General features: G+C 58.7%; 21 protein-coding genes and 1 pseudogene. 9 read left to right on the forward strand and 13 right to left on the reverse strand.

Annotation, left to right across the window (positions count from 1 at the left end; all coding sequences use genetic code 11):
- Positions 1–26: 26 nt before the first annotated feature.
- The 12 genes from fis to acuI form a co-directional block, all read right to left on the reverse strand.
- The gene (gene fis, locus ACN28Q_RS14175; protein ID WP_000462905.1) at positions 27–323 is read right to left on the reverse strand and encodes a DNA-binding transcriptional regulator Fis; all 297 of its coding nucleotides are present in this window, start codon (positions 321–323) and stop codon (positions 27–29) included.
- Positions 305–1,309 carry a tRNA dihydrouridine synthase DusB gene (dusB, locus tag ACN28Q_RS14180; RefSeq protein ID WP_095846926.1) on the reverse strand — a complete coding sequence of 335 codons (1,005 nt, stop codon included), beginning with the start codon at positions 1,307–1,309 and terminating at the stop codon, positions 305–307. Before dusB ends, fis begins: the two co-directional genes overlap by 19 nt.
- Positions 1,310–1,651: 342 nt before the next feature.
- A complete protein-coding gene (locus tag ACN28Q_RS14185) occupies positions 1,652–2,386 on the reverse strand; it encodes a carbonic anhydrase (protein WP_095846927.1) in 735 nt (244 codons plus the stop codon).
- Positions 2,387–2,564: 178 nt separating this feature from the next.
- The gene (gene prmA / locus ACN28Q_RS14190) at positions 2,565–3,446 is read right to left on the reverse strand and encodes a 50S ribosomal protein L11 methyltransferase (protein WP_095846928.1); all 882 of its coding nucleotides are present in this window, start codon (positions 3,444–3,446) and stop codon (positions 2,565–2,567) included.
- A gap of 11 nt (positions 3,447–3,457) precedes the next feature.
- Complete coding sequence (gene panF / locus ACN28Q_RS14195) at positions 3,458–4,903, reverse strand: sodium/pantothenate symporter (protein WP_095846929.1); 1,446 nt, start codon at positions 4,901–4,903, stop codon at positions 3,458–3,460.
- Entirely contained in the window at positions 4,893–5,135 is a 243-nt protein-coding gene (locus ACN28Q_RS14200) for a YhdT family protein (protein ID WP_095846930.1), read from the reverse strand. The genes panF and ACN28Q_RS14200 overlap by 11 nt, the downstream gene beginning before the upstream one ends.
- Positions 5,136–5,329: 194 nt before the next feature.
- A complete protein-coding gene (gene accC, locus ACN28Q_RS14205; RefSeq protein WP_095846931.1) occupies positions 5,330–6,679 on the reverse strand; it encodes an acetyl-CoA carboxylase biotin carboxylase subunit in 1,350 nt (449 codons plus the stop codon).
- An 11-nt stretch (positions 6,680–6,690) separates the two neighbouring features.
- On the reverse strand, positions 6,691–7,155 hold the full coding sequence (accB, locus tag ACN28Q_RS14210) for an acetyl-CoA carboxylase biotin carboxyl carrier protein (RefSeq protein ID WP_095846932.1): 465 nt from the start codon (positions 7,153–7,155) through the stop codon (positions 6,691–6,693).
- 32 nt (positions 7,156–7,187) lie between these two features.
- On the reverse strand, positions 7,188–7,640 hold the full coding sequence (gene aroQ / locus ACN28Q_RS14215; protein WP_095846933.1) for a type II 3-dehydroquinate dehydratase: 453 nt from the start codon (positions 7,638–7,640) through the stop codon (positions 7,188–7,190).
- 286 nt (positions 7,641–7,926) lie between these two features.
- Positions 7,927–8,526 (reverse strand): protein-methionine-sulfoxide reductase heme-binding subunit MsrQ, encoded by a 600-nt coding sequence (gene msrQ, locus ACN28Q_RS14220; protein ID WP_095846934.1) that lies wholly within the window; start codon positions 8,524–8,526, stop codon positions 7,927–7,929.
- 1 nt (position 8,527) lies between these two features.
- Positions 8,528–9,529, reverse strand: coding sequence for a protein-methionine-sulfoxide reductase catalytic subunit MsrP (msrP, locus tag ACN28Q_RS14225; protein WP_095846935.1), 1,002 nt, complete (start codon positions 9,527–9,529; stop codon positions 8,528–8,530).
- 142 nt (positions 9,530–9,671) lie between these two features.
- Positions 9,672–10,649, reverse strand: a complete 978-nt coding sequence (gene acuI, locus ACN28Q_RS14230) for an acrylyl-CoA reductase (NADPH) (protein WP_095846936.1) — start codon at positions 10,647–10,649, stop codon at positions 9,672–9,674.
- Positions 10,650–10,887: 238 nt separating this feature from the next.
- Here acuI and csrD point away from each other — a divergent pair.
- From csrD to tldD, 9 genes and pseudogenes are all read left to right on the forward strand, one after another.
- Positions 10,888–12,378, forward strand: a pseudogene (gene csrD / locus ACN28Q_RS14235) (RNase E specificity factor CsrD); the annotation flags it as partial.
- Between the two features lie 321 nt (positions 12,379–12,699).
- Complete coding sequence (gene mreB / locus ACN28Q_RS14240; protein ID WP_003855260.1) at positions 12,700–13,743, forward strand: rod shape-determining protein MreB; 1,044 nt, start codon at positions 12,700–12,702, stop codon at positions 13,741–13,743.
- A gap of 94 nt (positions 13,744–13,837) precedes the next feature.
- Positions 13,838–14,821 (forward strand): rod shape-determining protein MreC, encoded by a 984-nt coding sequence (gene mreC, locus ACN28Q_RS14245; RefSeq protein ID WP_095846938.1) that lies wholly within the window; start codon positions 13,838–13,840, stop codon positions 14,819–14,821.
- Complete coding sequence (gene mreD / locus ACN28Q_RS14250) at positions 14,818–15,306, forward strand: rod shape-determining protein MreD (protein ID WP_095846939.1); 489 nt, start codon at positions 14,818–14,820, stop codon at positions 15,304–15,306. The genes mreC and mreD overlap by 4 nt, the downstream gene beginning before the upstream one ends.
- An 8-nt stretch (positions 15,307–15,314) precedes the next feature.
- Complete coding sequence (locus tag ACN28Q_RS14255; RefSeq protein ID WP_095846940.1) at positions 15,315–15,899, forward strand: Maf family protein; 585 nt, start codon at positions 15,315–15,317, stop codon at positions 15,897–15,899.
- 34 nt (positions 15,900–15,933) lie between these two features.
- Positions 15,934–17,403, forward strand: a complete 1,470-nt coding sequence (rng, locus tag ACN28Q_RS14260; RefSeq protein WP_095846941.1) for a ribonuclease G — start codon at positions 15,934–15,936, stop codon at positions 17,401–17,403.
- A 116-nt stretch (positions 17,404–17,519) separates the two neighbouring features.
- On the forward strand, positions 17,520–21,335 hold the full coding sequence (gene yhdP / locus ACN28Q_RS14265; protein ID WP_095846942.1) for an AsmA2 domain-containing protein YhdP: 3,816 nt from the start codon (positions 17,520–17,522) through the stop codon (positions 21,333–21,335).
- Entirely contained in the window at positions 21,332–22,192 is an 861-nt protein-coding gene (gene nit1 / locus ACN28Q_RS14270; RefSeq protein ID WP_095846943.1) for a deaminated glutathione amidase, read from the forward strand. Before yhdP ends, nit1 begins: the two co-directional genes overlap by 4 nt.
- Positions 22,193–22,199: 7 nt before the next feature.
- The gene (tldD, locus tag ACN28Q_RS14275) at positions 22,200–23,645 is read left to right on the forward strand and encodes a metalloprotease TldD (protein WP_095846944.1); all 1,446 of its coding nucleotides are present in this window, start codon (positions 22,200–22,202) and stop codon (positions 23,643–23,645) included.
- Positions 23,646–24,133: 488 nt separating this feature from the next.
- Here the strand turns inward: tldD and treC are convergent, their stop codons facing one another.
- Entirely contained in the window at positions 24,134–25,798 is a 1,665-nt protein-coding gene (treC, locus tag ACN28Q_RS14280; RefSeq protein ID WP_095846945.1) for an alpha,alpha-phosphotrehalase, read from the reverse strand.
- Between the last annotated feature and the right edge of the window lie 47 nt (positions 25,799–25,845).

Here is a 25,845-nt window from a genome sequence, read left to right on the forward strand (position 1 = left end):
TTTATCAATACGTTAACTGACTAGTATCAGTTCATGCCGTATTTTTTCAGTTTCTTGCGCAGCGTACCGCGGTTGATGCCCATCATCAGGGCTGCACGGGTCTGGTTGCCACGGGTGTATTGCATCACCATGTCCAACAGTGGCTGTTCTACTTCAGCCAGTACCAGCTCATACAGGTCATTGACATCCTGACCATTCAGTTGAGCAAAATAGTTCTTCAGTGCTTGTTTAACCGAGTCGCGCAGAGGCTTTTGGGTCACTTGGTCCTGTGAGTTTACGGTTGAAACGGTCAGTACGTCAGAATTTACGCGTTGTTCGAACATAGTTCTGTCAGCTCTTTTTTTACGCTAAGATTTTCGAAATATGCCTCCAACGCCTCCAGCTGTTCGCTGGCATCCTCTATGGCGTTGAATGTGCGCCGAAACTGGTCATTTGGGGCATGCTCCTGGAGATACCAGGATACGTGTTTACGAGCAATTCGAAATCCCTTGCCTTGGCCGTAAAAGCCGTGCAATTCCCGAATATGCCCAATCAACAAGCGTTTCACCTCGCCAAGTGGCATTGGTGGCAGCAGCTCCCCTGTGTCCAGATAATGCTGGATTTCCCGGAAGATCCAGGGTCTCCCCTGAGCAGCGCGGCCTATCATCAGGGCATCGGCCCCAGTGTAGTCGAGCACTGCTCTGGCTTTATGCGGGTCAGTAATGTCGCCATTCGCGATAACCGGAATGGAAACGTTCTGCTTAACTGCCCGAATGCTGTCGTATTCCGCGTCGCCGTTAAACAGGCAGGCACGGGTTCGGCCATGAACCGTCAAAGCCTGAATACCACAATCTTCGGCCAGTTGGGCAATCTCTACACAGTTACGGTGTTCTGGCGCCCAGCCAGTACGTATCTTCAGCGTTACCGGCACATCCACAGCGTTAACTACCGCCTGCAGGATCTGTTTTATCAACTGCGGGTACTGCAACAAGGCAGATCCCGCCAGCTTCCGGTTCACTTTTTTAGCCGGGCAACCCATATTGATGTCGATGATTTGCGCCCCGTTCTGCACGTTAATCCGTGCCGCGGCGGCCATATCATCCGGATCGCATCCGGCAATTTGCACGGCGCGGATCCCGGGTTCATCACTATGTACCATGCGCAGACGCGACTTATCCGTACGCCACACCTCCGGGTTGGAGGAGAGCATTTCGGATACCGTCATCCCAGCCCCCATCTCATAACATAATGTTCTGAAAGGGCGATCTGTAATGCCGGCCATCGGGGCCGCAATCAAGCAATTTGTTAACTGGTGGTGTCCAATGCGCATAGACAAAGAATGACCATACTGTGTCCGCAAGGGCGCGTATATTACGCATTTTTTCGTCGAGATGAAAGGCCAAACTTTGACCAATTTTTCGTTGACGAATACACGAAATGTGGTTCCGCGCGGTGCGTAAAAATATTATATATATTTAACAATGACTTGTGCTTTTTAGCCCATTTTGTGTTCAGGGAAATATTCCCCTGCCAACAGGATATTATCTGCCATTGCCACGGTTATTATCGGCGATAGCAGGGGGGATAGCGGCTTTATCAGGCAAATACATCGCCAACCCCCCCTGAAACACCGGTGTGCTTTGCTGTTTGTCGCTAAGCGCCGCGGAGGCGGTTAATCGACAATCACGCGGCCGTTAAGCGGTTGTAGCGGCCGGTTATTGGCATGGTGCATTACGGAACGGAATTGATCGATTTGTTCAGCAGAAGCGCTTACAGGCTTATCCAGCACCAGCCAGCTCACCCCTTCGGAACAAGGCGGCGTCGTCAGTGAACCGCTGAAGCGATAATAGTTAGCGTGTGGCGGTATCAGCGCCTGGATATCCACCGGCGTGTTCAGCCGCGCCGGCTCACCGGCCGTCGCCGGCAGTTGATTCCAGGCATGCGCCAACTGTGGATTTGCCTTGCCCGCCTGGAACATCAGCGCCAACACCGTCAGGGCGCCGTCGTCAGCCTTATAAACAAAGTGCGTTTCCAGCGGGAACTGTTTGCCGTCAATTTCGTTTTCGCTCGGGGCGTGGAAGTGGAACTGCTGCATGGTAAAGGTTTTGCCGTCCAGCACCAGGGTATTGCCGTGGCTGACGTTCACCTGAACCGTGTGGCCGTTATTGATGATTTGCTGGGCACCCGGTTGGAAGGCGAGCTTCAACTGCGCATGATGGGTTTTCAACGCGCCCTGGATATCGACTGGGGACTGGTTTTTGCCGGTTTCACACAGCGAAAAATCCGGCGAGAGTTTGCCCCAGTGCGCGGGATCTTCCTGGCCTTCATAGCCCCAATGCGCGTGTTCCGCGGCGCCGGCAGAAACGCTGCCCGCCAGCATGATGGCAATCCACAGTTTATTTTTCATTTCCCTTCCCTTTTAAAATAAGTCTCTGCGTTATTCAGCAACTGCCCTGTGTGATGCGGCAGTATGCCTGTCGGCACGCAGGATACACCTACTTTAGTCATGGATAAACGGGGTGTGCGGGGAAAAAAACGCCGCCGGAGGATGCTCGCGGCGGCGCTGATGCGGCAAAAAACGGCGATTATTTGCGCTGGCCGGTGATACGGCACCACTCTTCGCGTTCGGCCACCGGATCGAGGGTAAATTTGTCTTCATAGGCTTCGGCCACGCTGTCGGCCTGGGTCGCCAGGATACCGGACAGGCCCAGATAGCCCCCTGATTTCGGCAGGCAGCTGATCAACGGCGCCAACTCGCGCAGCGGGCCGGCGAGGATGTTGGCCACCACGACGTCGGCCAGCAGCCCTTCCGGCTGGTCTTTCGGCAGGTACAGCGCCAGGCGATCCGCCACGCCATTGCGTTCGGCGTTGTCGCGGCTGGCCTGGATGGCCTGTGGATCGATATCAATGCCGATAGCGTGCGCGGCGCCAAGCTTGAGCGCCGCGATGGCCAGGATGCCGGAGCCGCAGCCGAAGTCGATCACGGTTTTGCCCACCAGATCCAACCCGTCCAGCCACTGCAGGCACAGCGCGGTGGTCGGGTGGGTGCCGGTGCCAAAGGCCAGGCCCGGATCGAGCATCACGTTCACCGCATCAGGCTCCGGCACTTCGCGCCAGCTCGGGCAGATCCACAGCCGTTGGCCAAAGCGCATCGGGTGGAAATTTTCCATCCATTCGCGCTCCCAGTCCTTGTCTTCCAACTGCTCGATTTTGTGGTGGAAACCGTTGCCCAGCAGCGGGTGCTGCGCTAGGATGGCGACCACCTCCACCATATCGGTTTCGGCGTCATACAGGCCAATCACGTCCGTATCGCCCCATAGCAGCGTCTCGCCAGGCAGGGGTTCAAAAACCGGGTTGTCGTGGCTGTCCTGAAAGGTTACCGAGACGGCGCCGCTTTCAACCAGCGCATCGCTCAGGGCTTCCGCCTGGCTGCCGGTGGTGTTCAGTTTGAGTTGGATCCAAGGCATAACAGTTCTCTTCAAGAGGGTAATGATGACGCCGCACGGCGCTTTTCGCCGCAGACGTTACCGATATAAAACGCCAGCAGGCTGAGCAACAGCGAAGGCACTATCGGGTGCAGCGCTGCCAGGTGCAGATTAAAGCTGGCCAGTAGCGTATAGCATACCGCACCCACGATCATTGAGCTAAGCGCCCCTTGCGCGTTGGCGCGCTCCCAGTACAGGCCAAGCACCAGCGGCCACAGGAACACGGCTTCCAGCCCGCCGAAGGCCAGCAGGTTCAGCCAGATGATCATCTCCGGCGGCCGCCAGGCGGCCAACAGCACCAGCAGGCCGAGGATCAGCGTGGTCAGGCTGGAAAACCGCTTGATCCTTTTCTCGTTCTGCATTTGCTGCGGCCGGATGCCCAGATACAGATCTTTGACAATCGTCGCCGCGGACTGCAACAGCTGTGCGTTGATGGTCGACATAATGGCCGCCATCGGTGCGGCCAGGAAGATCCCGGCGGCGAACGGCGGCAGCACGGTGATCATCAGCGTGGGGATCACCTGATCGGGGATCTTCAAATCCGGGATCACCGCACGGCCGATGGCGCCGGCCAGGTGCATGCCGAACATCAGGATGGCGACCACGATGGTGCCAAGGACAATCCCGCGGTGCACCGCCTTGCTGTCTTTGTAGGAGATGCAGCGCACGGCGGTGTGTGGCAGGCCGATTACGCCGAAACACACCAGGATCCAGAACGAAGCCATAAACGGCAGGCTGAGGATCTGCTCGCCGCCCTGCGGCGAAATCAACGCCGGATCGATCTGCTGCAGCTTATCCACCGCGCTGTGCAGGCCGCCCGCCGCGTGCACCACGGCAACCAGCAGCAAAATGGTGCCAATCAGCATCACCAGCCCCTGCATGGTGTCGTTCAGCACGCTGGCGCGGAAGCCGCCAAAGGCGGTATACAGCGCAATACTGATGCCGAAGATCAGCAAACCGGTGTCGTAGGGGATGCCGGCCGCGGTTTCCAGCAGGCGTGCGCCGCCGATAAACTGCACCGTCATCGCGCCGACAAACGCCACCAGCAGGCTAAGGCTGGCCAGCCATACCAGCAGGCGGCTCTGATAGCGGGCATACAGCATATCGTTGAGGGTTATGGCGTTGTAGCGCCGAGCCAGGATGGCGAACTTTTTGCCCAGCACGCCAAGCGACAGCCAGACCGCCGGCAGTTGGATCATCGCCAGCAGCACCCAGCCCAGGCCGTATTTATAGGCCGCGCCCGGGCCGCCGATAAACGAGCTGGCGCTGATGTAGGTGGCGGTCAGGGTCATCGCCAGCACAAAGCCGCCCATTGAGCGGTTGCCAAGGAAATACTCGCTGAGGAAGTTGCCCTGCTGGCGGCGGCTGTAGGCATAGACCGACAGGCCGAACACCAGCAGCAGATAGGCGATCAGCGGTATGATCACTTCAGTTTGCATCGTTATCCTCCAGCGGAATATCGCGGAACAGCACGCGGACCATCAGCCAGCACAGGCCGATGAACAGCAGCGGCACCAACAGGCAGGCCATCTCAAACCAGTGCGGTAGCCCGGTGATGCCGATGTCGCTGTCCGGCAGGTAGGCCGCCAGCGTCCAGGCCAACAGGTAGAGCAGTGTCAGCCACAGTGCCCAGCGTGCTTCGCGGTGGGCCTGAATAAAGCGCTTTTCCATCCATTTCTCCGGTCGGTTTACGGTTATGGATATCTCAGAAGGAAGGGGATTTTACGGCAAGTGCGGCATTTGCCAAGCGGTTCGGCCGCCGTGGCGATCTTTTTGGGCGTAGAGCGGGCTACCCGGCGGAAAAAACAGGCCCCCTCGACAGGGAGGGGGCGCTGGCAGGGCGTATACGCCGTTTAGGGTAAACCTTAGTGTTCCTGCAAACCGAGTTTTTTCTCCAGATAGTGGATGTTGGTGCCACCGTGCTGGAAATTCTCGTCGTTCATGATTTTCTGTTGCAGTTCAACGTTGGTTTTGATGCCGTCGATGATCAGCTCCGCCAGCGCGTTTTTCATCCTGGCGATCGCCACGTCACGGTTTTCACCGTAGGTGATCAGCTTGCCGATCATGGAATCATAGTACGGCGGCACGGTATAACCGGCGTAGATATGGGATTCCCAACGCACGCCGAAGCCACCTGGCGCATGGAAACGGGTGATCTTGCCCGGGCTTGGCAGGAAGTTGTTCGGATCTTCGGCGTTGATACGGCATTCCACCGCATGGCCGTGAACCTTGACCTCTTCCTGTTTGATCGACAGCGGCTGGCCGGCCGCAACGCGCAGTTGCTCTTTGATCAGATCCACGCCGGTGATCATTTCGGTAACCGGGTGTTCTACCTGGATACGGGTGTTCATTTCGATGAAATAGAACTCGCCGTTTTCATACAGGAACTCAAAGGTGCCGGCGCCGCGATAGCCGATTTCCACGCAGGCTTTCGCACAACGTTCACCGATAAATTTACGCTGTTCGCTGGTAATGCCCGGCGCTGGCGCTTCTTCGACCACTTTCTGGTGGCGGCGCTGCATGGAGCAGTCGCGTTCGGCCAGATAGATGGCGCTGCCCTGGCCGTCCGCCAACACCTGAATTTCGATGTGGCGCGGGTTTTCCAGGTATTTTTCCATGTACACCATGTCGTTATTGAAAGCCGCTTTGGCTTCCGCACGGGTCATGTTGATGGACTGTTCCAGCTCTTTGTCGCTGCGCACTACGCGCATGCCGCGGCCGCCGCCGCCGCCGGACGCCTTGATAATCACCGGGTAACCGATGCGTTTGGCAAAGGCGCGGTTTTTATCCATGTCGTCGGTCAGCGGGCCGTCTGAACCCGGCACGCACGGCACGCCGGCTTTTTTCATCGCGGTGATGGCGGAAACTTTATCGCCCATCAGGCGGATGGTTTCGGCTTTCGGGCCGATGAAAATAAAGCCGGAGCGCTCAACCTGCTCGGCAAAGTCGGCGTTTTCGGACAGGAAGCCGTAACCGGGGTGGATCGCCACCGCACCGGTGATTTCCGCCGCCGAGATAATCGCCGGGATGTTCAGGTAGCTTTTGGTTGACGGCGCCGGGCCGATGCACACGGTCTCGTCAGCCAACAGGACGTGTTTCAGATCGCGGTCTGCGCTGGAGTGGACGGCAACGGTCTTGATGCCCAGCTCTTTACAGGCGCGCAGAATACGCAGCGCAATCTCGCCACGGTTGGCGATAACAATTTTATCAAGCATGGTTCGCCTCGTTATTCGATGACGACCAGTGGCTCGTCATATTCAACTGGTTGGCCGTTTTCGACCAGGATGGCTTTTACCACGCCGGATTTGTCAGCTTCGATCTGGTTCATCATTTTCATTGCTTCAACGATGCACAGAGTATCGCCGGCGCTCACTTTCTGGCCCACTTCGATGAAGGCTTTCGCATCCGGGCTTGGCGTGCGGTAGAAAGTACCGACCATTGGGGAACGGACCATGTGGCCACTCACGGCCGCCGGTGCGGCAGGCGCTACTTCGGCTGGCGCGGGAGCAACGGCGCTGGCCAGGGCGGGCTGCTGCTGAACAGGCATGCTGTACACCTGTTGTGCAGGGTAAGCCTGGGCAGGGGCGGCGCGGCTGATGCGAACTGACTCTTCGCCCTCAGAAATTTCCAGTTCAGAAATACCTGATTCTTCAACCAGTTCGATCAGTTTCTTGATTTTACGAATATCCATGAGTGTGATTCCGTACTCTTTTTGTGTAGCAATTAGTTGGATTTTGACAAGCGGCTGGCCGCTGCCTGTAAAGCGAATGAATAGCCCTGCGCACCGAGCCCGCAAATCACGCCTACTGCAATATCAGACAGGTAGGAGTGATGGCGGAAAGGTTCGCGGGCATGCACATTCGACAGATGGATCTCGATAAACGGGATCGCAACTGCCAGCAGCGCATCGCGCAACGCCACGCTGGTATGCGTGAACGCGGCAGGGTTGATCAAAATGAAATCCGTATTGTCGCGCGCCTGATGGATGCGCTCGATCAACACATGTTCGGCGTTAGACTGCAAATGGCTCAGGGTGATACCCAGCGCAACCGCCTGGTTCTCCAAGCCGTTGACAATTTCGGCCAGCGTGGTGCTGCCGTACTTATCCGGCTCACGCGTCCCCAGCAGATTCAGGTTGGGGCCGTTCAGAAGCAAAATGTGAAACTTATCCGCCATTGTGCTGGTATCTCCGGCAATAAAACCATCATCGTAGAAAATAGCCCGATGTCACCGATTTGTCACCTATTGACGGGAAAATTTGCGCCGTACTCAGGGACAAAGTGGGGCATTATAGCGATATCGTAGCAATTCGCAGCTAAATACTGGTCTTATCAGCGAAGATATTCAACCCCCTTGGATACAAGAGGATTGAGAACTATTGGATTATGAGGGATAGAACACAGAAAAGTTCCCATGGCAAAACGGGAATTTTTACCGTCAACAAAGCAGGCCCATAAAGGGTTTACCGTAGCCAGCCTGCGAATTTGCGGTAACGCAGCAGGAGTAACCCCAGTGCGAACAGGGCGTAAATCACCGGCTGCGGCGAGAGGATTTTCACCGACCATAAATAGTGAACCGGCGCCAGGATCGCGGCAAGATAGACGAAGTTATGCAATTTCTGCCAACGCGGCCCCAGTCTGCGCATGGCCCACTGCGTCGAAGTGGCGGCCAGCGCCAGCAGGATTAACCAACTGGTCATGCCCAGCGTCAGGTAAGGCCGGCGCACCAGCTCACTGCCGAGCATGGCGACATTGCTCAGCCCCAATTCAAGAGCCGCATAACACGCCAGGTGCAGCGTGGCCCAGGCAAAACACCACAGGCCGACCAGCCGGCGGCAGCGCATCAGCAACGGCTGGTGGCTATAGCGCGCCAGCGGTGCGATCAACAAGGCCGCCAGTAGCAGCTTCAACGCCATTCGGCCGGTAAAATGCTGGATATCCTTGGCCGGATCGGCGCTGAAGCCGCCCTGATTCACCGCCAGTAGTAGCCAGAAAAACGGCAGCAACGCCGCCAGGTGAATGGCGGCCTTAATCCATTTGATGTGGGTTGGGGTTAAACGCACGTTAGAAATTCTCCCGCAGATCCATACCGCGATACAGCGCCGCCACCTGGTCGGCATAGCCGTTGAACAGCAACGTCGGCTGGCGTTTGACATCCAGAATGCCGCCGGCGCCGATAAAACGCTCGGTGGCCTGCGACCAGCGGGGATGATCAACGTGCGGGTTCACATTGGCGTAAAAGCCATATTCGTTCGGTGCAGACACATTCCAGGTGCTGGGCGGCCGATCGCGCGTCAGGCTGATGCGCACGATCGATTTTATGCCTTTAAAACCGTATTTCCACGGCGTCACCAGGCGCAGCGGGGCGCCGTTTTGCGGCGGCAGCGTTTTGCCGTAGACGCCCACCGCCAACAACGCCAGCGGATGCATCGCTTCATCCAGGCGCAGCCCTTCAACGTAGGGGTACGGCAAGCCGCCGCCGATAAAGCGGTCTTTCTGCCCGGGCATCTGCTGCGGATCGTACAGCGTCTGGAAGGCCACATAGCGGGCATGGCCGTTCGGTTCGGCCAGCTGCAGCAGTTTGCCCAGTTCAAAACCGATCCACGGCACCACCATCGACCAGGCTTCCACGCAGCGCATACGGTAAATGCGCTGTTCCAGCGGGAAACGGGCGATCAGTCCGTCGATATCCAGCGTCATCGGTTTGCCGACTTCACCGTCGATCTTTACCTGCCAGCCGGCGGTTTTCAGTTCGCCGGCGTTGGCCGCCGGATCGGCCTTGTCCAGGCCAAATTCGTAGAAGTTGTTGTAGCCGGTCACCTTGTCTTCCGGCGTTAATGCCAACTGGGGCTGCCATTCGGGCGGTTGGCTGAACGCCAGCGCTTTGCCGGGCGGCGCTTTTGGCCGATCGTGGCCTTTGAACCACGATCGCCAATCCGCCCGCGCGCTGTTGGGTAACGCCAGCGCCGCGGCGGAAATGCCGAGCGCCTTGAGCACCTTGCGCCGTTGTTGGAACACGCTTTCCGGTGTGACATCCTTTTCCGTCAAGATACGCGGTTTGTTCATGGGTTTTCCTCCTGATATCCCATAAGCATGGCGTGAAAACCGGGCTTCTGCGAATCGCGTGGCGAAAAATTCCGCCGGACAATCGGGGTAAACAGGGGAGAATGCAGGGCGCATAGGCGATGCGCCCTGCCGGGAGGGCTATTTAGCGGATGTTAACCAGCGTGCGGCCGGTGACCTTATTGGCCAGCAGATCGGCCGCGGTGGCGGGCACTTGCTCAAGCGAGATTTCCTGGGTGGCCTGCTGGTAGAAACTTTCCGGCAGGATACCGGCCAGGCGCTCCCAGGCGGTCTGGCGGCGGTGCAGCGGCGTATGTACGGAATCCACGCCCTGCAGGCGCACATTACGCAGGATGAATGGCATCACCGTGGTGGGCAGTTGGTAACCGCCGGCCAGGCCGCAGGCGGCAACGGTGCCGTTATAGTTCATCTGCGCCAGCACGCAGGCCAGGAGCTTATCGCCGACGGTATCAATCGCCCCGGCCCACAGCTGTTTTTCCAGCGGGCGTGGGGCTTCAATGTAGCCGCTGCGCGCCAGCACTTCTTTGGCGCCGAGGGCCTTCAGGTAATCGGTGTTGCTGTCGCGGCCGCTGATGGCGGTAACGTGGTAGCCCAGCGCGGCCAGAATGGCGATCGCCGTGCTGCCCACGCCGCCGCTGGCGCCGGTGACCAGCACATCACCGCTGTCAGGGTGGACGCCGCCTTCTTCCAGCGCCATCACGCACAGCATCGCGGTGAAGCCGGCGGTGCCGATAATCATCGCCTTGCGTTCATCCAGCCCCTGCGGCAGCGGCACCAGCCATTCGCCCGACACCCGCGCTTGCTCCGCCAGGCCGCCCCAGTGGTTTTCCCCCACGCCCCAGCCGGTGAGCACCACGCTCTGGCCTTCTTTAAAGCGCGGATCCTTACTACTATGAACCGTACCGGCAAAATCGATGCCTGGCACCATCGGGAAGTGGCGAACGATTTTGCCCTTGCCGGTGATGGCCAGTGCGTCTTTATAGTTCACACTGGACCAGTTAACGTCGACCGTTACATCGCCTTCCGGTAGTTGATCGCTGCTGATATCCCGAATGTGCGCCAGCGTTTGATCGTTTTGTTGCTCTAATAATAGTGCACGCATGTCACGCTTCCTCTTGGTGTGCATTCCTGAATGAATGACCGAATTTGATTTATCGACTATATGCATCTAGCTAACTGATACTCTGATTAAGAACAAAGAAAGGCACATGCGCAAAGTCTAAAAAATAGGCTATTGTCAGCTCATCAGGGTATAAGCGTTATGTGCCTTAACGGCTGCATACTTCATAAACCATAGTGGATAGGGCACAGGGATGCGATTTACCACCAAACTTTCGGCACTTATCACCTTGCTGTTCAGCCTGCGTTGGCTGGGGGCGCAGGCCGAAGGGGAAGACCGCCTGGAGCGGCGTGCGCGCCGCATCCTCAACGGCGAGCGGGAAACGGTGATGCATGGGCAGGAGGGGGAATGGCCGTCCAGCGTCAGTGGGGCGCTCGATCGCCTGCTGGCGGATTTGATGGAATCGCGCGAAGAGCGCAGCCGCGTCGATACCCTGATCCGCGCCTTTGCCGCCAGAGATGCCATGACCGGCCTGAATAACCGGTTGTTTTTTGATAACCAACTGGCGACTCAGTTGGAAGTAGACAATGCCTACGGCGTGGTGATGATGATCCGGCTGCCGGATTTTGAAACGCTGTGGGAAACCCACGGCAACACCAAAGTTCAGGAATTGATGTATTCGGTGGTCAATCTGCTATCAACGTTCGTGCTGCGTTACCCGGCGGCGTTGTTGGCGCGCTATTTTCACAGCGATTTCACCGTGCTGTTGCCCCACTGCACATTAAAAGACGCCGGCAGTATTGCCGCTCAGTTGGTGCATGCCACCGATGCGTTGCCGGCCACGGAGATTATCGATCGCCAGGCGTTTATGTATATCGGTATCGTCGCCTACGGCGGCGGCCAGGCGGCCGAACAGGTGATCGATCGCGCAGAGCAAGCGGCTCGCAATGCCACTTTGCGCGGCGGCAACGGCTGGTTTGTCTACGACAGCCAGGTGCCGGAAAAGGGCCGCGGCAGCGTGAAGTGGCGCACCTTATTGGCCCAGGCGCTGGCGCAGCAGAGCGCCAGGTTTTACCAACAACCGGCGATCACGCTGGCGGGCAAGGTTGATCACCGGGAAATCGTGAGCCGGATCCATGATGGCGATCAGGAGCTGTTACCCGCCGAATATATGCCAATGGTGCAGCAGTTTGGGCTCACGGAAAGTTACGATCGCCAATTGCTCAGCCGCATTATGGCGTTGTTGAGCCGCTGGCCGGATGAAACGCTGGCGTTTCCGCTGTGCGTGGACTCTTTGTTGCGCAAGCCATTTCAGCTCTGGCTGCGCGATACCCTGCTGCAATGCGAAAAAAGTCGCCGGCGGCGAATAATGATTGAACTTGCCGAGGCAGATCTCTGTCTACACATAGATCGCCTGCGCCCGGTGATGCGTTTGCTCGCCGGGCTGGGCTGTCGGCTGGCGGTATCCCAGGCGGGTTTAACCGTCGTGAGCACGTCTTATATCAAGTCGTTGCCGGTAGAATTGGTCAAGCTGCACACGGGCCTGGTGCGTAATATTGATAAACGCGATGAAAATCAGCTGTTTGTTCAGAGCCTGACCGGGGCCTGCGAAGGAACGCGGGCGCAGGTGTTCGCCACCGGCGTGCGTACGCGCTGTGAGTGGGAAACGCTAAAAGAAAAAGGAGTGCTCGGCGGCCAAGGGGATTTTTTCACGCCGCTGGCGCGAGTCGACGGCAAGGATAAAAAATATTCGCGCCGCTTTCATGTTTAATCTGAATTTTGGGCAGGTTTTAACGTAGAATAGCCTGTCCTTTCCTGGTGGAAGTTGGTGGGCGCTTACCACCCGAAATAATCAGGGAAAATGTTAGATTTTATGAGCTGTGTTACGCCGTTTTATGCGCTGGCAAGGGAGCAAGTTGGGCCATTCTTCAAGGATATCAGGCCTTCTTCCATATCCGTGCAGGCGAGCAAAAATAATACAGGCTATTTTTCACCGAAGCAGAACGTTTTTGCGCCTTGTCGCTGCTTCGTGTGGTTGGTAAAGTAGGCGGATTTTATTTTCCGCCCCCAGCTTGCAGGATTATCCTTTAGTATGTTTAAGAAATTTCGTGGCATGTTTTCCAATGACTTGTCCATCGACTTGGGTACGGCCAATACCCTGATTTACGTGAAAGGGCAAGGCATTGTACTGAATGAACCCTCGGTGGTTGCCATTCGCCAGGATCGTGCCGGCTCGCCGAAAAGCGTCGCGGCCGTGGGTCATGATGCTAAACAAATGCTGGGGCGTACGCCTGGCAATATCGCAGCTATTCGTCCGATGAAAGACGGCGTCATCGCCGATTTCTTCGTGACGGAAAAAATGCTGCAGCATTTCATCAAACAGGTTCACAGCAACAGCTTCATGCGGCCAAGCCCGCGGGTGCTGGTATGTGTGCCGGTCGGCGCCACCCAGGTTGAGCGCCGTGCTATCCGCGAGTCTGCCCAAGGGGCCGGCGCGCGCGAAGTCTTCCTGATTGAAGAACCGATGGCGGCCGCCATCGGCGCCGGCCTGCCGGTTTCCGAAGCTACCGGTTCAATGGTGGTGGATATCGGCGGCGGGACGACCGAAGTCGCCGTCATCTCGCTTAACGGCGTGGTCTATTCTTCCTCCGTGCGCATTGGCGGCGATCGCTTCGATGAAGCTATCATTAACTATGTGCGCCGCAACTACGGCTCGTTGATCGGTGAAGCCACCGCCGAGCGTATCAAACATGAAATCGGCTCTGCCTACCCGGGTGATGAGGTGCGCGAAATCGAAGTGCGCGGCCGTAACCTGGCGGAAGGCGTGCCGCGTGGTTTCACGCTCAACTCCAATGAAATCCTGGAAGCACTGCAGGAACCATTGACCGGCATCGTCAGTGCGGTGATGGTAGCGCTGGAACAGTGCCCGCCAGAGCTGGCTTCCGATATCTCCGAGCGAGGCATGGTCCTGACCGGCGGCGGCGCGCTGCTGCGTAACCTGGATCGCCTGCTGATGGAAGAAACCGGCATTCCGGTGGTGGTGGCGGAAGATCCGCTTACCTGTGTCGCACGCGGCGGCGGCAAGGCGTTGGAAATGATCGACATGCATGGCGGTGATTTGTTCAGCGAAGAATAATCAGCTCCAGGAAGGAGGAACCGTATTGGATGAATGCATTGCGCGGGCATCTTGTACGGTTCCTCCTTCTGTTGTCGAGGAACTCGCATAATTTATGAAGCCGATCTTTAGCAGGGGCCCGTCCCTGCAACTACGACTTTTTCTGGCGGTGATCGCCGCTATTGGGCTTATCGTCGCCGACAGCCGGCTTGGTACGTTCGCCAAAGTGCGCACCTACATGGATACCGCCGTCAGCCCCTTCTATTTTTTGGCCAATGGGCCGCGTAAGGTGCTGGATGGCGTTTCTGAAACGCTGGCTACCCGCCAACAGTTAGAGCTGGAAAACCGTGCTCTGCGGCAGGAACTGCTGCTAAAGAACAGCGATCTGCTTCTTCTTGGCCAATTCAAACAGGAAAACGCCCGTTTGCGTGAGCTGCTGGGTTCGCCGCTGCGCCAGGATGAACACAAGATGGTCACCCAGGTGATTTCGACCGGTTCCGATCCTTACAGCGATCAAGTGGTGATTGATAAAGGCGCCGATAACGGCGTGTATGAAGGCCAGCCGGTGATCAGCGATAAAGGCGTAGTGGGCCAGGTGGTGGCGGTGGCGAAAATGACCAGCCGCGTGCTGCTGATCTGCGATGCTTCCCATCTGCTGCCGATCCAGGTGCTGCGCAACGATATTCGCGTCATCGCGGCGGGCAACGGCTGCGCTGACGATCTGCAACTGGAACACCTGCCCGGCAATATCGACATCCGGGAAGGCGACGTGCTGGTGACTTCCGGGCTGGGCGGGCGTTTCCCCGAAGGGTATCCGGTTGGGGTCGTTTCTTCGGTCAAAGTGGATAACCAACGCGCCTATACAGTGATTCAGGCGCGCCCGACCGCTGGGCTGCAACGCCTGCGCTACCTGCTGCTGCTGTGGGGGGCGGATCGCAATGGCGATATGCCGATGTCGCCAAGTGAAGTGCATCGGGTGGCGAACGAGCGCCTGATGCAGATGATGCCGCAGGTGCTGTCACCGGCCACCATGGGGCCACCGCCACCTGCGCCGGCGCCAGGTGCGGTTTCATCGCCGCCGCCTGAGGTGGTTCAATGAATAGCTACCGCAGCAATGGGCGCTGGATTATCTGGCTATCGTTCCTGGTGGCGCTGGTGCTGCAAATCATGCCGTGGCCGGAACAGATTTATATGTTCCGGCCTTCTTGGCTGGCTCTGATCCTGATCTACTGGGTGATGGCGTTGCCGCACCGGGTGAACGTCGGCACCGGCTTTGTGCTGGGGCTGATAATGGATCTGATCCTCGGTTCTACGCTGGGCGTGCGTGCGTTGGCGCTTGGCATCATTGCCTATCTGGTGGCCTTCAAATACCAACTGTTCCGCAATATGGCGCTGTGGCAGCAGGCTCTGATCGTGGTGCTATTGTCGCTGGCGATGGACGTTGTTGTCTTTTGGGCTGAGTTTTTAGTGATCAACGTCTCTTTCCGCCCAGAGGTATTCTGGAGTAGTGTGGTAAACGGCGTTTTGTGGCCGTGGCTGTTCCTGCTGATGCGCAAGATTCGCCGCCAGTTCGCTGTACAATGAGGGCATTAATGACATCGCTTTATCTGGCTTCCGGCTCCCCGCGCCGGCGTGAATTGCTAACCCTGTTGGGGGTTCCGTTTGAAATCCTGCTGACCCATACCGTGGAGCAACGCGTGGCGGGCGAAGCGGCCGAAGCCTATGTGCGGCGGCTGGCGCAGGAGAAGGCGCAGGCCGGGGTGGCGCTTGCCGCGCAAGACTGGCCGGTGCTGGGAGCGGATACCATCGTGGTGCAAAATAACCAGGTGTTGGAGAAGCCGCGCGACGCGGCGCATGCCGCCGAGATGCTGGCCGCGCTTTCGGGCTGCCAACATCAGGTGATGACCGCCGTGGCGATTGCCGATCGTCAGCATCTGCTGTGCCAACTGGTGGTGACGGACGTGACGTTCCGCGCACTGTCGCAGCAGGATATTGCCGATTATATTGCCACCGGCGAGCCGATGGATAAAGCGGGTGCCTATGGAATTCAGGGAAAGGGTGGTTGTTTCGTCAAAACGATAACTGGGAGTTATCATGCGGTGGTGGGTTTGCCGCTGGTCGAAACACATGAGCTGCTCAGTAATTTTGTCGCATTACGAAGTGTAAGAACCGGTTGATGAGCATGATGCGGCCGGTTCCGGGGAGAAGACAATGACAGCTGAGCTACTGGTTAATATCACACCGGCGGAAACGCGGGTTGCCTATATAGACGGCGGCATCCTGCAAGAGATCCATATTGAGCGTGAATCCAAGCGCGGCATCGTCGGCAACATTTATAAAGGGCGCGTCAGCCGCGTGCTGCCTGGCATGCAGGCGGCATTTGTGGATATCGGCCTGGAGAAGGCCGCCTTCCTGCATGCCTCCGATATCATGCCGCATACCGAATGCGTGGCTGGCGAAGAGCGCAAGAATTTCCACGTGCGCGATATTGCCGAGCTGGTGCGCCAGGGGCAAGATCTGGTGGTGCAGGTGGTGAAAGATCCGCTGGGCACCAAGGGCGCGCGCCTGACCACCGATATCACTCTGCCATCGCGCTACCTGGTGTTCATGCCGGGTGCGGCGCACGTTGGGGTGTCTCAACGCATTGAAAGCGAAGCCGAGCGCGAACGCCTGAAAAGCATCGTGGCGGACTACTGCGATGAGCTGGGCGGGTTTATTATCCGCACCGCCGCCGAAGGCATCGGCGAGGAAGAGCTGTCGCAGGACGCCGCGTTTCTCAAACGCCTCTGGACCAAAGTGGTCGAGCGCCGCAAACGCAACCAGACCCGCTGCATGCTGTACGGCGAGCTGGCGCTGGCCCACCGCATCCTGCGCGATTTCGCCGGCGCGGCGCTCGATCGCATCCGGATCGACTCACGCCTGACGTTCGAACTGCTGGTGGAGTTTACCGCCGAATATATCCCGGATATTACCCGCAAGCTGGAGCTGTATGCCGGCACGCAGCCGATCTTCGATCTGTTCGATGTGGAAAACGAGATCCAGCGGGCGCTGGAGCGCAAGGTTGAATTGAAATCCGGCGGCTATCTGATCATCGATCAGACCGAGGCGATGACCACCATCGACATCAACACCGGCGCCTTTGTCGGCCATCGCAATTTGGATGAAACCATTTTCAACACCAACATCGAAGCGACCCAGGCGATCGCCCGCCAACTGCGGCTGCGCAACCTGGGCGGGATCATCATCATTGATTTCATTGATATGAGTAATGAAGATCATCGCCGCCGCGTGCTGCACTCCCTGGAGCAGGCGCTAAGTAAAGATCGGGTAAAAACCACAATCAACGGCTTCTCTCAGCTAGGATTAGTGGAAATGACGCGTAAACGGACGCGTGAAAGCATTGAACATGTGCTGTGCCACGGATGTCCTACCTGCAACGGCCGCGGTACGGTGAAAACGGTCGAAACCGTCTGCTATGAAATCCTGCGCGAGATTGTGCGGGTGCACCACGCTTACGACTCCGATCGCTTCCTGGTGTATGCATCGGCTGCGGTAGGGGAAGCGCTGAAGAGCGAAGAGTCGCACGCGCTGGCAGAGGTGGAAATTTTCGTCGGCAAACAGGTAAAAGTACAAATCGAACCGTTGTACAGCCAGGAGCAGTTTGACGTTGTGATGATGTAAAACTGTCCATTGCCCCCCTGCGGCGCCTTGCGCCCAGGCCGAACGGCGTGCGCGCCGGTTATGTGCAGCTTTAAACAGTAACAACCGTTGCCAGGCAGCGGAGCAAGGAGAAATGCGTGAGGCGACTGCCTGGTATTCTGTTAGCAACGGGCGCCACTTTACTTGTCGCTGTGGCGCTGTTGATCAGCGGCCTGCGCCTGGTGTTGCCTGTGCTGAACGATTACCGGCCCCAACTGTTGCAACAGGTTGCCGCCTTTACGGGGCTGCCCGTTCAGGCAAGCTTTATTGAGGGGCACTGGGAATCGTTCGGCCCACGCCTGGAAGTGCGCGATATCAGCACCACGTTCCCGGCCGGCAACCTGCAGGTCGGGCGCGTCACGCTGGCGCTGGACGTCTGGCAGTCGTTGCTGCATTGGCGCTGGCAGTTTCGCGATCTTACCTTCTACCAACTCCAGCTCGATCTCAACACCACGCTGGGCGGTGAGGGCGACAAACGTGAAACCCTCCAGCCGGGCACCGTCAGCGATCTGTTTTTATATCAGCTCGATCATTTTGACTTGCGCGACAGCCGCGTCTCTTTCCTCACCCCTTCCGACGCCCGCGCCGCTTTCGACATTCCCCGTTTAACCTGGCTCAACAGCCGCGAACGCCACCGGGCCGAAGGGCAGATTGGCCTGTCGTCCTTCAACGGCCAGCACGGCGTGGTGCAGTTGCGCCTGGATCTGCGCGATAATAAAGGGCTGTTGGATACCGGCACGGTGTATCTGCAGGCTGAAAATATTGATATGAAGCCGTGGTTCAGCCGTTGGCTGCGCAGCAATACCGGGCTGGAAAGCGCCAACTTCAATCTGGCGGCCTGGCTGAAGGTTGAAGGCGGCGAAGTGTACAGCGGCAATGCGTTGCTGAAACAGGGCAGCGCCAGTTGGCAGGTGGGCGCCCAGCCGCACCGCCTGGAGGTGGATAATCTGGCGCTGGCGCTGAGCCGACAGGGCAAAGGTTGGCTGTTGGACGTGCCGCAATTAAAGCTAGCGACCGATGGCGATAGCTGGCCGCAGGGGCGGCTTTCTGCGCTATGGCTGCCGGAAGACACGCAACTGCTTGGCCCGGATCAGCCAGAGGAACTGCGCCTGCGCGCCAGCGGTATTACGCTTGAGCGCTTAACCCCGCTGCTGCCGATGTTCTCCTTCCTCAGCCCGGATGTGCTGCAACGCTGGGATGTGATGCAGCCGAAAGGCCGGCTTGACGCGCTGGCGCTGGATGTGCCGCTCAAACAGCCCGAAAAAAGCCGTTTCCAGGCCCGCTGGCAGGATGTGAGCTGGCAGCCCTGGCAGCGTTTGCCGGGGGTGAACCACTTTGCCGGCGCGCTGGCCGGCGGTGTGGAAAGCGGCCGCCTGACGATCGATCTGAACAACAGCACGTTGCCGGTGGGCGATATGTTCCGTGCGCCGCTGGAAGTGAGCCGCGCCAGCGGCGCGCTGACCTGGCGATACAGCGATAGCGGCTGGGAGTTGGCGAGCGAAAATCTCGATGTGAAAGCCAACGCGCTGTGGGTGAACGGCAATTTCCGCTACCAGCAGCCGGCGCAGGGCGAGCCGTGGTTAAGCATTCTGGCCGGTATCCGCCTGTATGACGGTGCGCAAGCCTGGCGCTATTTCCCCGAGCCACTGATGGGCACCCATCTGGTGGACTACCTGAGCGGCGCGATTCAGGGCGGCCAGGTGGATAACGCATCGCTGATTTATGCCGGCAACCCGCATCACTTCCCGTATAAAAAGCACGAAGGGCAATTTGAGGTGTATGTGCCGTTGCGCCATGCCACCTTCCAGTTCCAGCCGGGTTGGCCGGCGCTAAACGATCTGGCGATTGACCTCGACTTTGCCAACAACGGCCTGTGGATGCATGCGCCGCAGGCCTGGTTGGGCAAGGTGGAAGGGCGCGATATCAGCGCGGTGATCCCGGATTACCAGCAAGAGCGGCTGTTTGTGGATGCCGAACTCGCTGGCGCCGGGCCGGATGTGCATGACTATTTCAAACAAACGCCGTTGGCGAAATCGGTCGGCTCGGCGCTGGATCAACTGCAGGTTAAAGGTGATGTCAGTGGGCGCTTACATCTCGATATTCCCCTCAACGGCGGGCATACCGATGCGCAAGGCGAAGTGGCGCTGAACAACAACGCGCTGTTGGTGAAGCCCCTGGGTAGCACGCTGGAGCAGGTGAGCGGCAAATTCCGCTTTGATAACGGCAACCTGACCAGCGATACCCTGAGCGCCAATTGGTTCGGGCAGCCGCTGGCGATAGAGTTCAACACCCAGGAAGCGGAAAAAGACTATAAAATCAACGTTGGGCTACAGGGCGACTGGCTGCCGGGCAAATTCCCGGGGTTGCCGCCGGCCGCCGCCGAGGCGCTGCAGGGCAGCGCGCCCTGGCAGAGCAAAGTAGCGATCAGCCTGCCGCATGGCGGCGGCGCCCACTATGACATCGGTCTGGAGGCGGACCTCAAGAAAGTAAGCAGTCACTTACCTTCTCCGCTGGATAAACCGGCTGGCCAGCCGTTGCCGCTGAACGTCAACGTGGAAGGCGGTCTGAATGGTTTCCGGCTAAGCGGCCGCGCGGGCAAACAAGAGCATTTCAACAGCGAATGGCGCTTCCCAGGCAAGCAGGTGCAACTGGTGCGCGCCGCATGGCGCAGCGACGGCGGTGCTACTCCGGCCTTGCCGGGCAGCCCGTCGTTGAGCCTGGACCTGCCGCCGCTGGACGGTGAAAAATGGCTGGCGCTGTTGGCGCCGGCGCTGCCGGCGAGCGGCGGCCATAGCGGCACCGCAGGCAGCTTCCGCTTCCCGACCACCGTCGCGCTGCATACGCCCCAACTGCTGCTGGGCGGCCAGGCCTGGCACCGGCTGACGCTGAGCGCCGAACAGCGCATCGGCGGGCTGGAGATCGCCGCCAAGGGCGATGAAGTGGATGGCAGCCTGCTGAGCGCGGATAACGGCCCGTGGCGCGCCAACATTCAGTACCTTTATTACAATCCGCAGTTCAACGGCGGCAGCGGGAAGGCCGCGCAAGGCGGTTCCACATCCGCCATGGATAACGCGTCATTCCGCAATTGGCCTTCGCTGATGTTGCGCTGCCAGTCTTGCTGGATACTTGGCCAGAACTTGGGCAAGGTGGAAGCCGATATACAAAACCAGGGGGATACCCTGGCGTTGACGCATGCGCTGATCGATACCGGCAAAGGGCGAGTGACGGCCACCGGGCTGTGGAAGCAAAACAGTCAGGAAGAACGCACCGCGCTGAAAGGCAAACTGCTGGGCGGCAATATTGACGATACCGCCACCTTTTTTGGCATCACCACGCCGCTGAAGGGCGCGCCGTATGATGTGGATTTCGATCTGTATTGGCACGGCAAGCCGTGGCAGCCGCAGATAGCCACCTTGAGCGGCACGCTGCAAGCGGCCCTCGGCAAAGGTGAAATTGAAGATATTGGCGGCGGCCGGGCCGGCCAACTGCTGCGGCTGGTGAGTTTCGATGCGTTGCTGCGTAAGCTACAGTTTGATTTCAGCGATACCTTTGGCAAAGGCTTCTACTTTGATTCCATCCGCAGCACCGCATGGCTGAAAGATGGCATAATGCATACAGATAATCTATTGGTCGACGGGCTGGCGGCGGACATCGCCATGAGCGGCCAGATTGATCTGGTGCAGCGCCAGATCGATATGGAAGCGGTGGTGGCGCCGGAAATCTCCGCCACGGTGGGCGTGGCGACCGCCTTCGTGATTAACCCGATCGTTGGGGCGGCAGTGTTTGCCGCATCAAAAGTGCTGGCACCCCTATGGAATAAAATTTCGCTGATTCGTTACCACATTGTCGGCAGCCTGGATCAGCCGAAGATCGATGAGGTATTGCGTAAGCCAAAGGAGGATAAGACGCCATGAAAAAAGCCAACGTTGCGTTGTTACAACTGTGTAGTGGCGATCAGGTGCGGGATAACCTGGCGCAGATTGAGCAGCAGATCAAGCACCTCAAAGGCGGGATTAAGCTGGTCATGACGCCGGAAAATGCGCTGTTGTTTGCCAACTCGGCGGCTTATCGCCAACATGCGGAAGCGGCCGGTGACGGCCCCTTGCAGCAGGCGGTGCGCGATATTGCCCGCCGCTACGGCGTGTGGCTACTGGTGGGTTCGATGCCATTGATCAGCGGCGAAGACCCGGCCCGCATTACCACCAGCAGCCTGCTGTTTGACGACCAGGGCGAGATCCGGGGCCGTTACGACAAGCTGCATATGTTTGACGTGGATATCAACGATGCCCATGCGCACTACCGCGAATCAGACACTTACCAGCATGGTCAGCAGCTGACGGTGGTGGACACCCCGGTGGGGCGCCTGGGCATGACGATATGCTACGATTTACGTTTCCCGGCGCTGTATCAGGCGCTGCGCGCGCAGGGCGCGGAGCTGATTTCCGTGCCGGCGGCTTTTACCCGCGTCACCGGCGAGGCGCACTGGGAAATTTTGCTGCGCGCCCGGGCGATTGAAACCCAGTGTGTGATTCTGGCGCCGGCGCAGGTGGGTCGCCATAGCGCGACGCGCCGTACCTGGGGCCACTCGCTGGCCGTGGACGGCTGGGGCAAAATTCTGGCCGAAAACCCGGACTCGGTCTCGGCACTAAACGTGTGCGTTGATACAGCGGCGTTGCAAACTATCCGTGCGCAGATGCCGGTGCTGCAACATAACCGATTCCAGACGGCGCTGGTTGCGCCGGCTGATAACCCTTTCGCCAAAAAAGAGTGAAAATACTATGAGCCTGACGTTTGTCAGTGAGCAGTTACTCGCTGCGAATAAGCTGAGTCATCAAGACCTGTTCTCCGTATTGGGTCAACTGGCAGAACGCCGACTTGATTACGCCGATCTCTATTTCCAGTCCAGCTACCATGAAGCCTGGGTGCTTGAAGACGGCATCATCAAAGATGGTTCTTACAATATCGATCAGGGGGTTGGGGTACGTGCGGTCAGCGGTGAAAAGACCGGTTTTGCCTATGCCGATCAGATCACCCTCAATGCCCTCAACCAGAGCGCCGTCGCCGCGCGCAGCATTGTGCGCGACAGTGGTAATGGCAAGGTGCATACCCTGGGCGAAATCAGCTATCAGGCGCTGTATCCGCTGCTCGATCCTTTGCAGAGCCTACCGCGTGAAGAGAAAATCGCGCTGTTGCACCGGGTAGACAAAGCTGCGCGCGCGGCCGATGCCCGCGTGCAGGAAGTCAGCGCCAGCATCACCGGCGTGTATGAGCAGGTGCTGGTCGCGGCAACCGACGGCACGCTGGCGGCAGACGTGCGCCCGCTGGTGCGCCTTTCCGTCAGCGTGCTGGTGGAACAGGACGGCAAACGCGAACGTGGCGCCAGCGGCGGCGGCGGCCGTTTCGGCTATGATTATTTTCTGGAAACCGTGGACGGTGAAGTGCGTGCCGACGTATTTGCCAAAGAAGCGGTGCGCATGGCGCTGGTGAACCTTTCCGCTATCGCCGCGCCGGCGGGCACGATGCCGGTGGTGCTCGGCGCCGGCTGGCCGGGCGTGCTGCTGCATGAAGCGGTCGGTCACGGCCTTGAAGGCGACTTCAACCGCCGCGGCACCTCGGTGTTCAGCGGCCAGATTGGGCAGTTGGTGGCTTCCGAACTGTGCACCGTGGTGGATGACGGTACTCTGCAGGGCCGCCGCGGTTCACTGGCGATCGACGATGAAGGCGTGCCGGGGCAGTACAACGTGCTGATTGAAAACGGCATCTTGAAAAGCTATATGCAGGATAAGCTCAACGCGCGCCTGATGGGGGTTGCGCCAACCGGCAACGGCCGCCGTGAGTCCTACGCGCACCTGCCGATGCCGCGTATGACCAACACCTATATGCTGGCGGGCAAATCCACCCCGCAGGACATCATCGAAAGCGTGGAGTACGGGCTGTATGCGCCGAACTTCGGCGGCGGGCAGGTGGATATCACCTCCGGTAAGTTCGTGTTCTCGACGTCGGAAGCCTATCTGATTGAGAAAGGGCGCATCACCAAACCGGTGAAAGGCGCCACGCTGATCGGTTCAGGTATTGAAGCCATGCAGCAGATTTCGATGGTTGGCAACGATCTGGCGTTGGATAAAGGCGTGGGCGTCTGCGGCAAAGAAGGGCAGAGCCTGCCGGTCGGCGTCGGCCAGCCGACGCTGAAGCTCGATACGCTGACGGTAGGCGGCACTGCGTAGCGGTTTCCCCTCACCCGGTCCCTCTCCCCAAGGGGCGAGGGGACGACATCTGACAGTGAAGCGCCGTTATTTACCACGAGCACGGACAGCCCCCTCTCCCTGTGGGAGAGGGTTGGGGTGAGGGAGAGAGAACGAATCTGACAGTAAAGCGCCTTTATTTACCAACGAACGCGGACAGCTCCCTCTCCCGGCGGGAGAGGGCTGGGGTGAGGGCGAGAGAACGAAATCTGATAGTGAAGTGCCGTTATTTACCAATGGCACGGACGGCCCCTCACCCTGTCCCTCTCCCCAAGGGGCGAGGGGACGAAATCTGATAGTGAAGTGCCTTTATTTACCAACGGCACGGACGGCCCCTCACCCTGTCCCTTTCCCCAAGGGGCGAGGGGACGATATCTGACAGTAAAGCGCCTTTATTTACCAACGAGCTCGGACGGCTCCCTCTCCCGGCGGGAGAGGGTTGGGGTGAGGGGGAGTGAAGCAGGCGAACACTACTCTTCCAGAACCCACCACACGGCTTCGAACGGCCGCAGGGTTACCGCGTGCGGATGCTCCGGCGCGTCGGCGTAGTTGCACACCAGCCGGCGCCACAGTTCGCCCGGTTCGATCCCTTCCACCTCTAGCGCCAGCGGCGCCCGGCCCAGGTTGGCGGCCACCAGCAGGCGCTGGCCGTTCCAGCGGCGCTGATAGCACCAGAGCGCCGGATGCTGCGGCGCCAGATCCTGATAGTCACCCAGCGTCAGCAGCGGGTACTGCTTGCGCAGGGCGATCAGGTGGCGATAGGTATAAAATACCGAATCAACGTCGGCCAGCGCCGCTTCCGCATTGATCTCCTTATAGTTCGGCGCGCAGCCAATCCACGGTGTGCCGCGGGTAAAACCGGCATGAGGTGCCGCGTTCCATTGCATCGGTGTGCGGCTGTTGTCGCGTGATTTGCTGGCAAGAATCGTCAGCAACGTATCGCTATCCTGCCCCTGGGCGCGCAATTCAGCATACATGTTCAGGCTTTCCACATCGCGATACTGTGCGATGTTGTTGAACCCTGGGTTGGTCATGCCCAGCTCTTCCCCTTGGTAGATATACGGCGTGCCCTGCATACCGTGCAGCACCATCGCCAGCATCTTGGCGGCAGGCACGCGCAGCGCGCCGTTATCGCCAAAGCGCGACACAATGCGCGGCTGATCGTGGTTACACCAGAACAGCGCATTCCAGGCGCGGTTATGCATGCCCTGCTGCCAGTGGCGGAAAATCCGTTTCAGCTCCACATAATCCGGCGCCGCCAGCGTCCACTTTTCGCCGCCGGCGTAGTCCACTTTCAGGTGGTGGAAGTTGAAGGTCATCGATAGTTCCACGCCGCTGCTGGCGGCGTACTGGCGGCAATGTTCCAGCGTGGTGGAGGACATTTCGCCCACGGTCATCAGCCCATTCGGCTGGAACACGTCCCGGCTCATTTCCTGCAAGAACTCGTGGATGCGCGGGCCGTCGGTATAGAAGCGGCGGCCATCGCCTTGTGGATCGCTGGGGAAGTCCTGCTGCTTGGACACCAGATTGATGACATCCAGGCGCAAACCGTCGACCCCCTTATCCGCCCAGAAGCGGCAAACCTTTTTCAGCTCTTCACGCACCGGCGGGTGTTCCCAGTTCAGATCGGCCTGTTCGGTGGCGAACAGGTGCAGATAATACTGACCGCTGGCTTCATGCCATTGCCACGCCGGGCCGCCGAACTTGGAGCGCCAGTTGTTGGGCAGGGCATCGCCTTCACCGTCGCGCCAGACATAGAACTGGCGGTAGGGGCTGTTGCTGTCCTGCGCCGCCTTGAACCACGGGTGTTCGGTTGAGGTGTGGTTGAACACCATGTCCATCACGATGCGGATGCTGCGCTGGTGCGCGGCCGCAACCAGCCGTTCAAAGTCCGCCATGGTGCCGTAGGCCGGATCGATGGCGCAGTAATCCGCCACGTCGTAGCCGTTATCCACCTGCGGAGAGAGATACACCGGCGTCAGCCAGATAGCGTCGACCCCCAGTTCCTGCAGGTAGTCCAGCCGTTGGATCACGCCGGCCAAATCGCCATAGCCGTTGCCGGTGCTGTCCTGGAAACTTTTTGGGTAGATTTGATAGATGACACCGTTTTGCCACCAGGGGATTGGGTTGCTCATAACTGATTACCTTTTGACTGTTACAGCGGGCCCGTGCCAGCCATGTG

Origin of the sequence: Gibbsiella quercinecans, assembly GCF_002291425.1 — a bacterium.
GTDB lineage: Bacteria > Pseudomonadota > Gammaproteobacteria > Enterobacterales > Enterobacteriaceae > Gibbsiella > Gibbsiella quercinecans.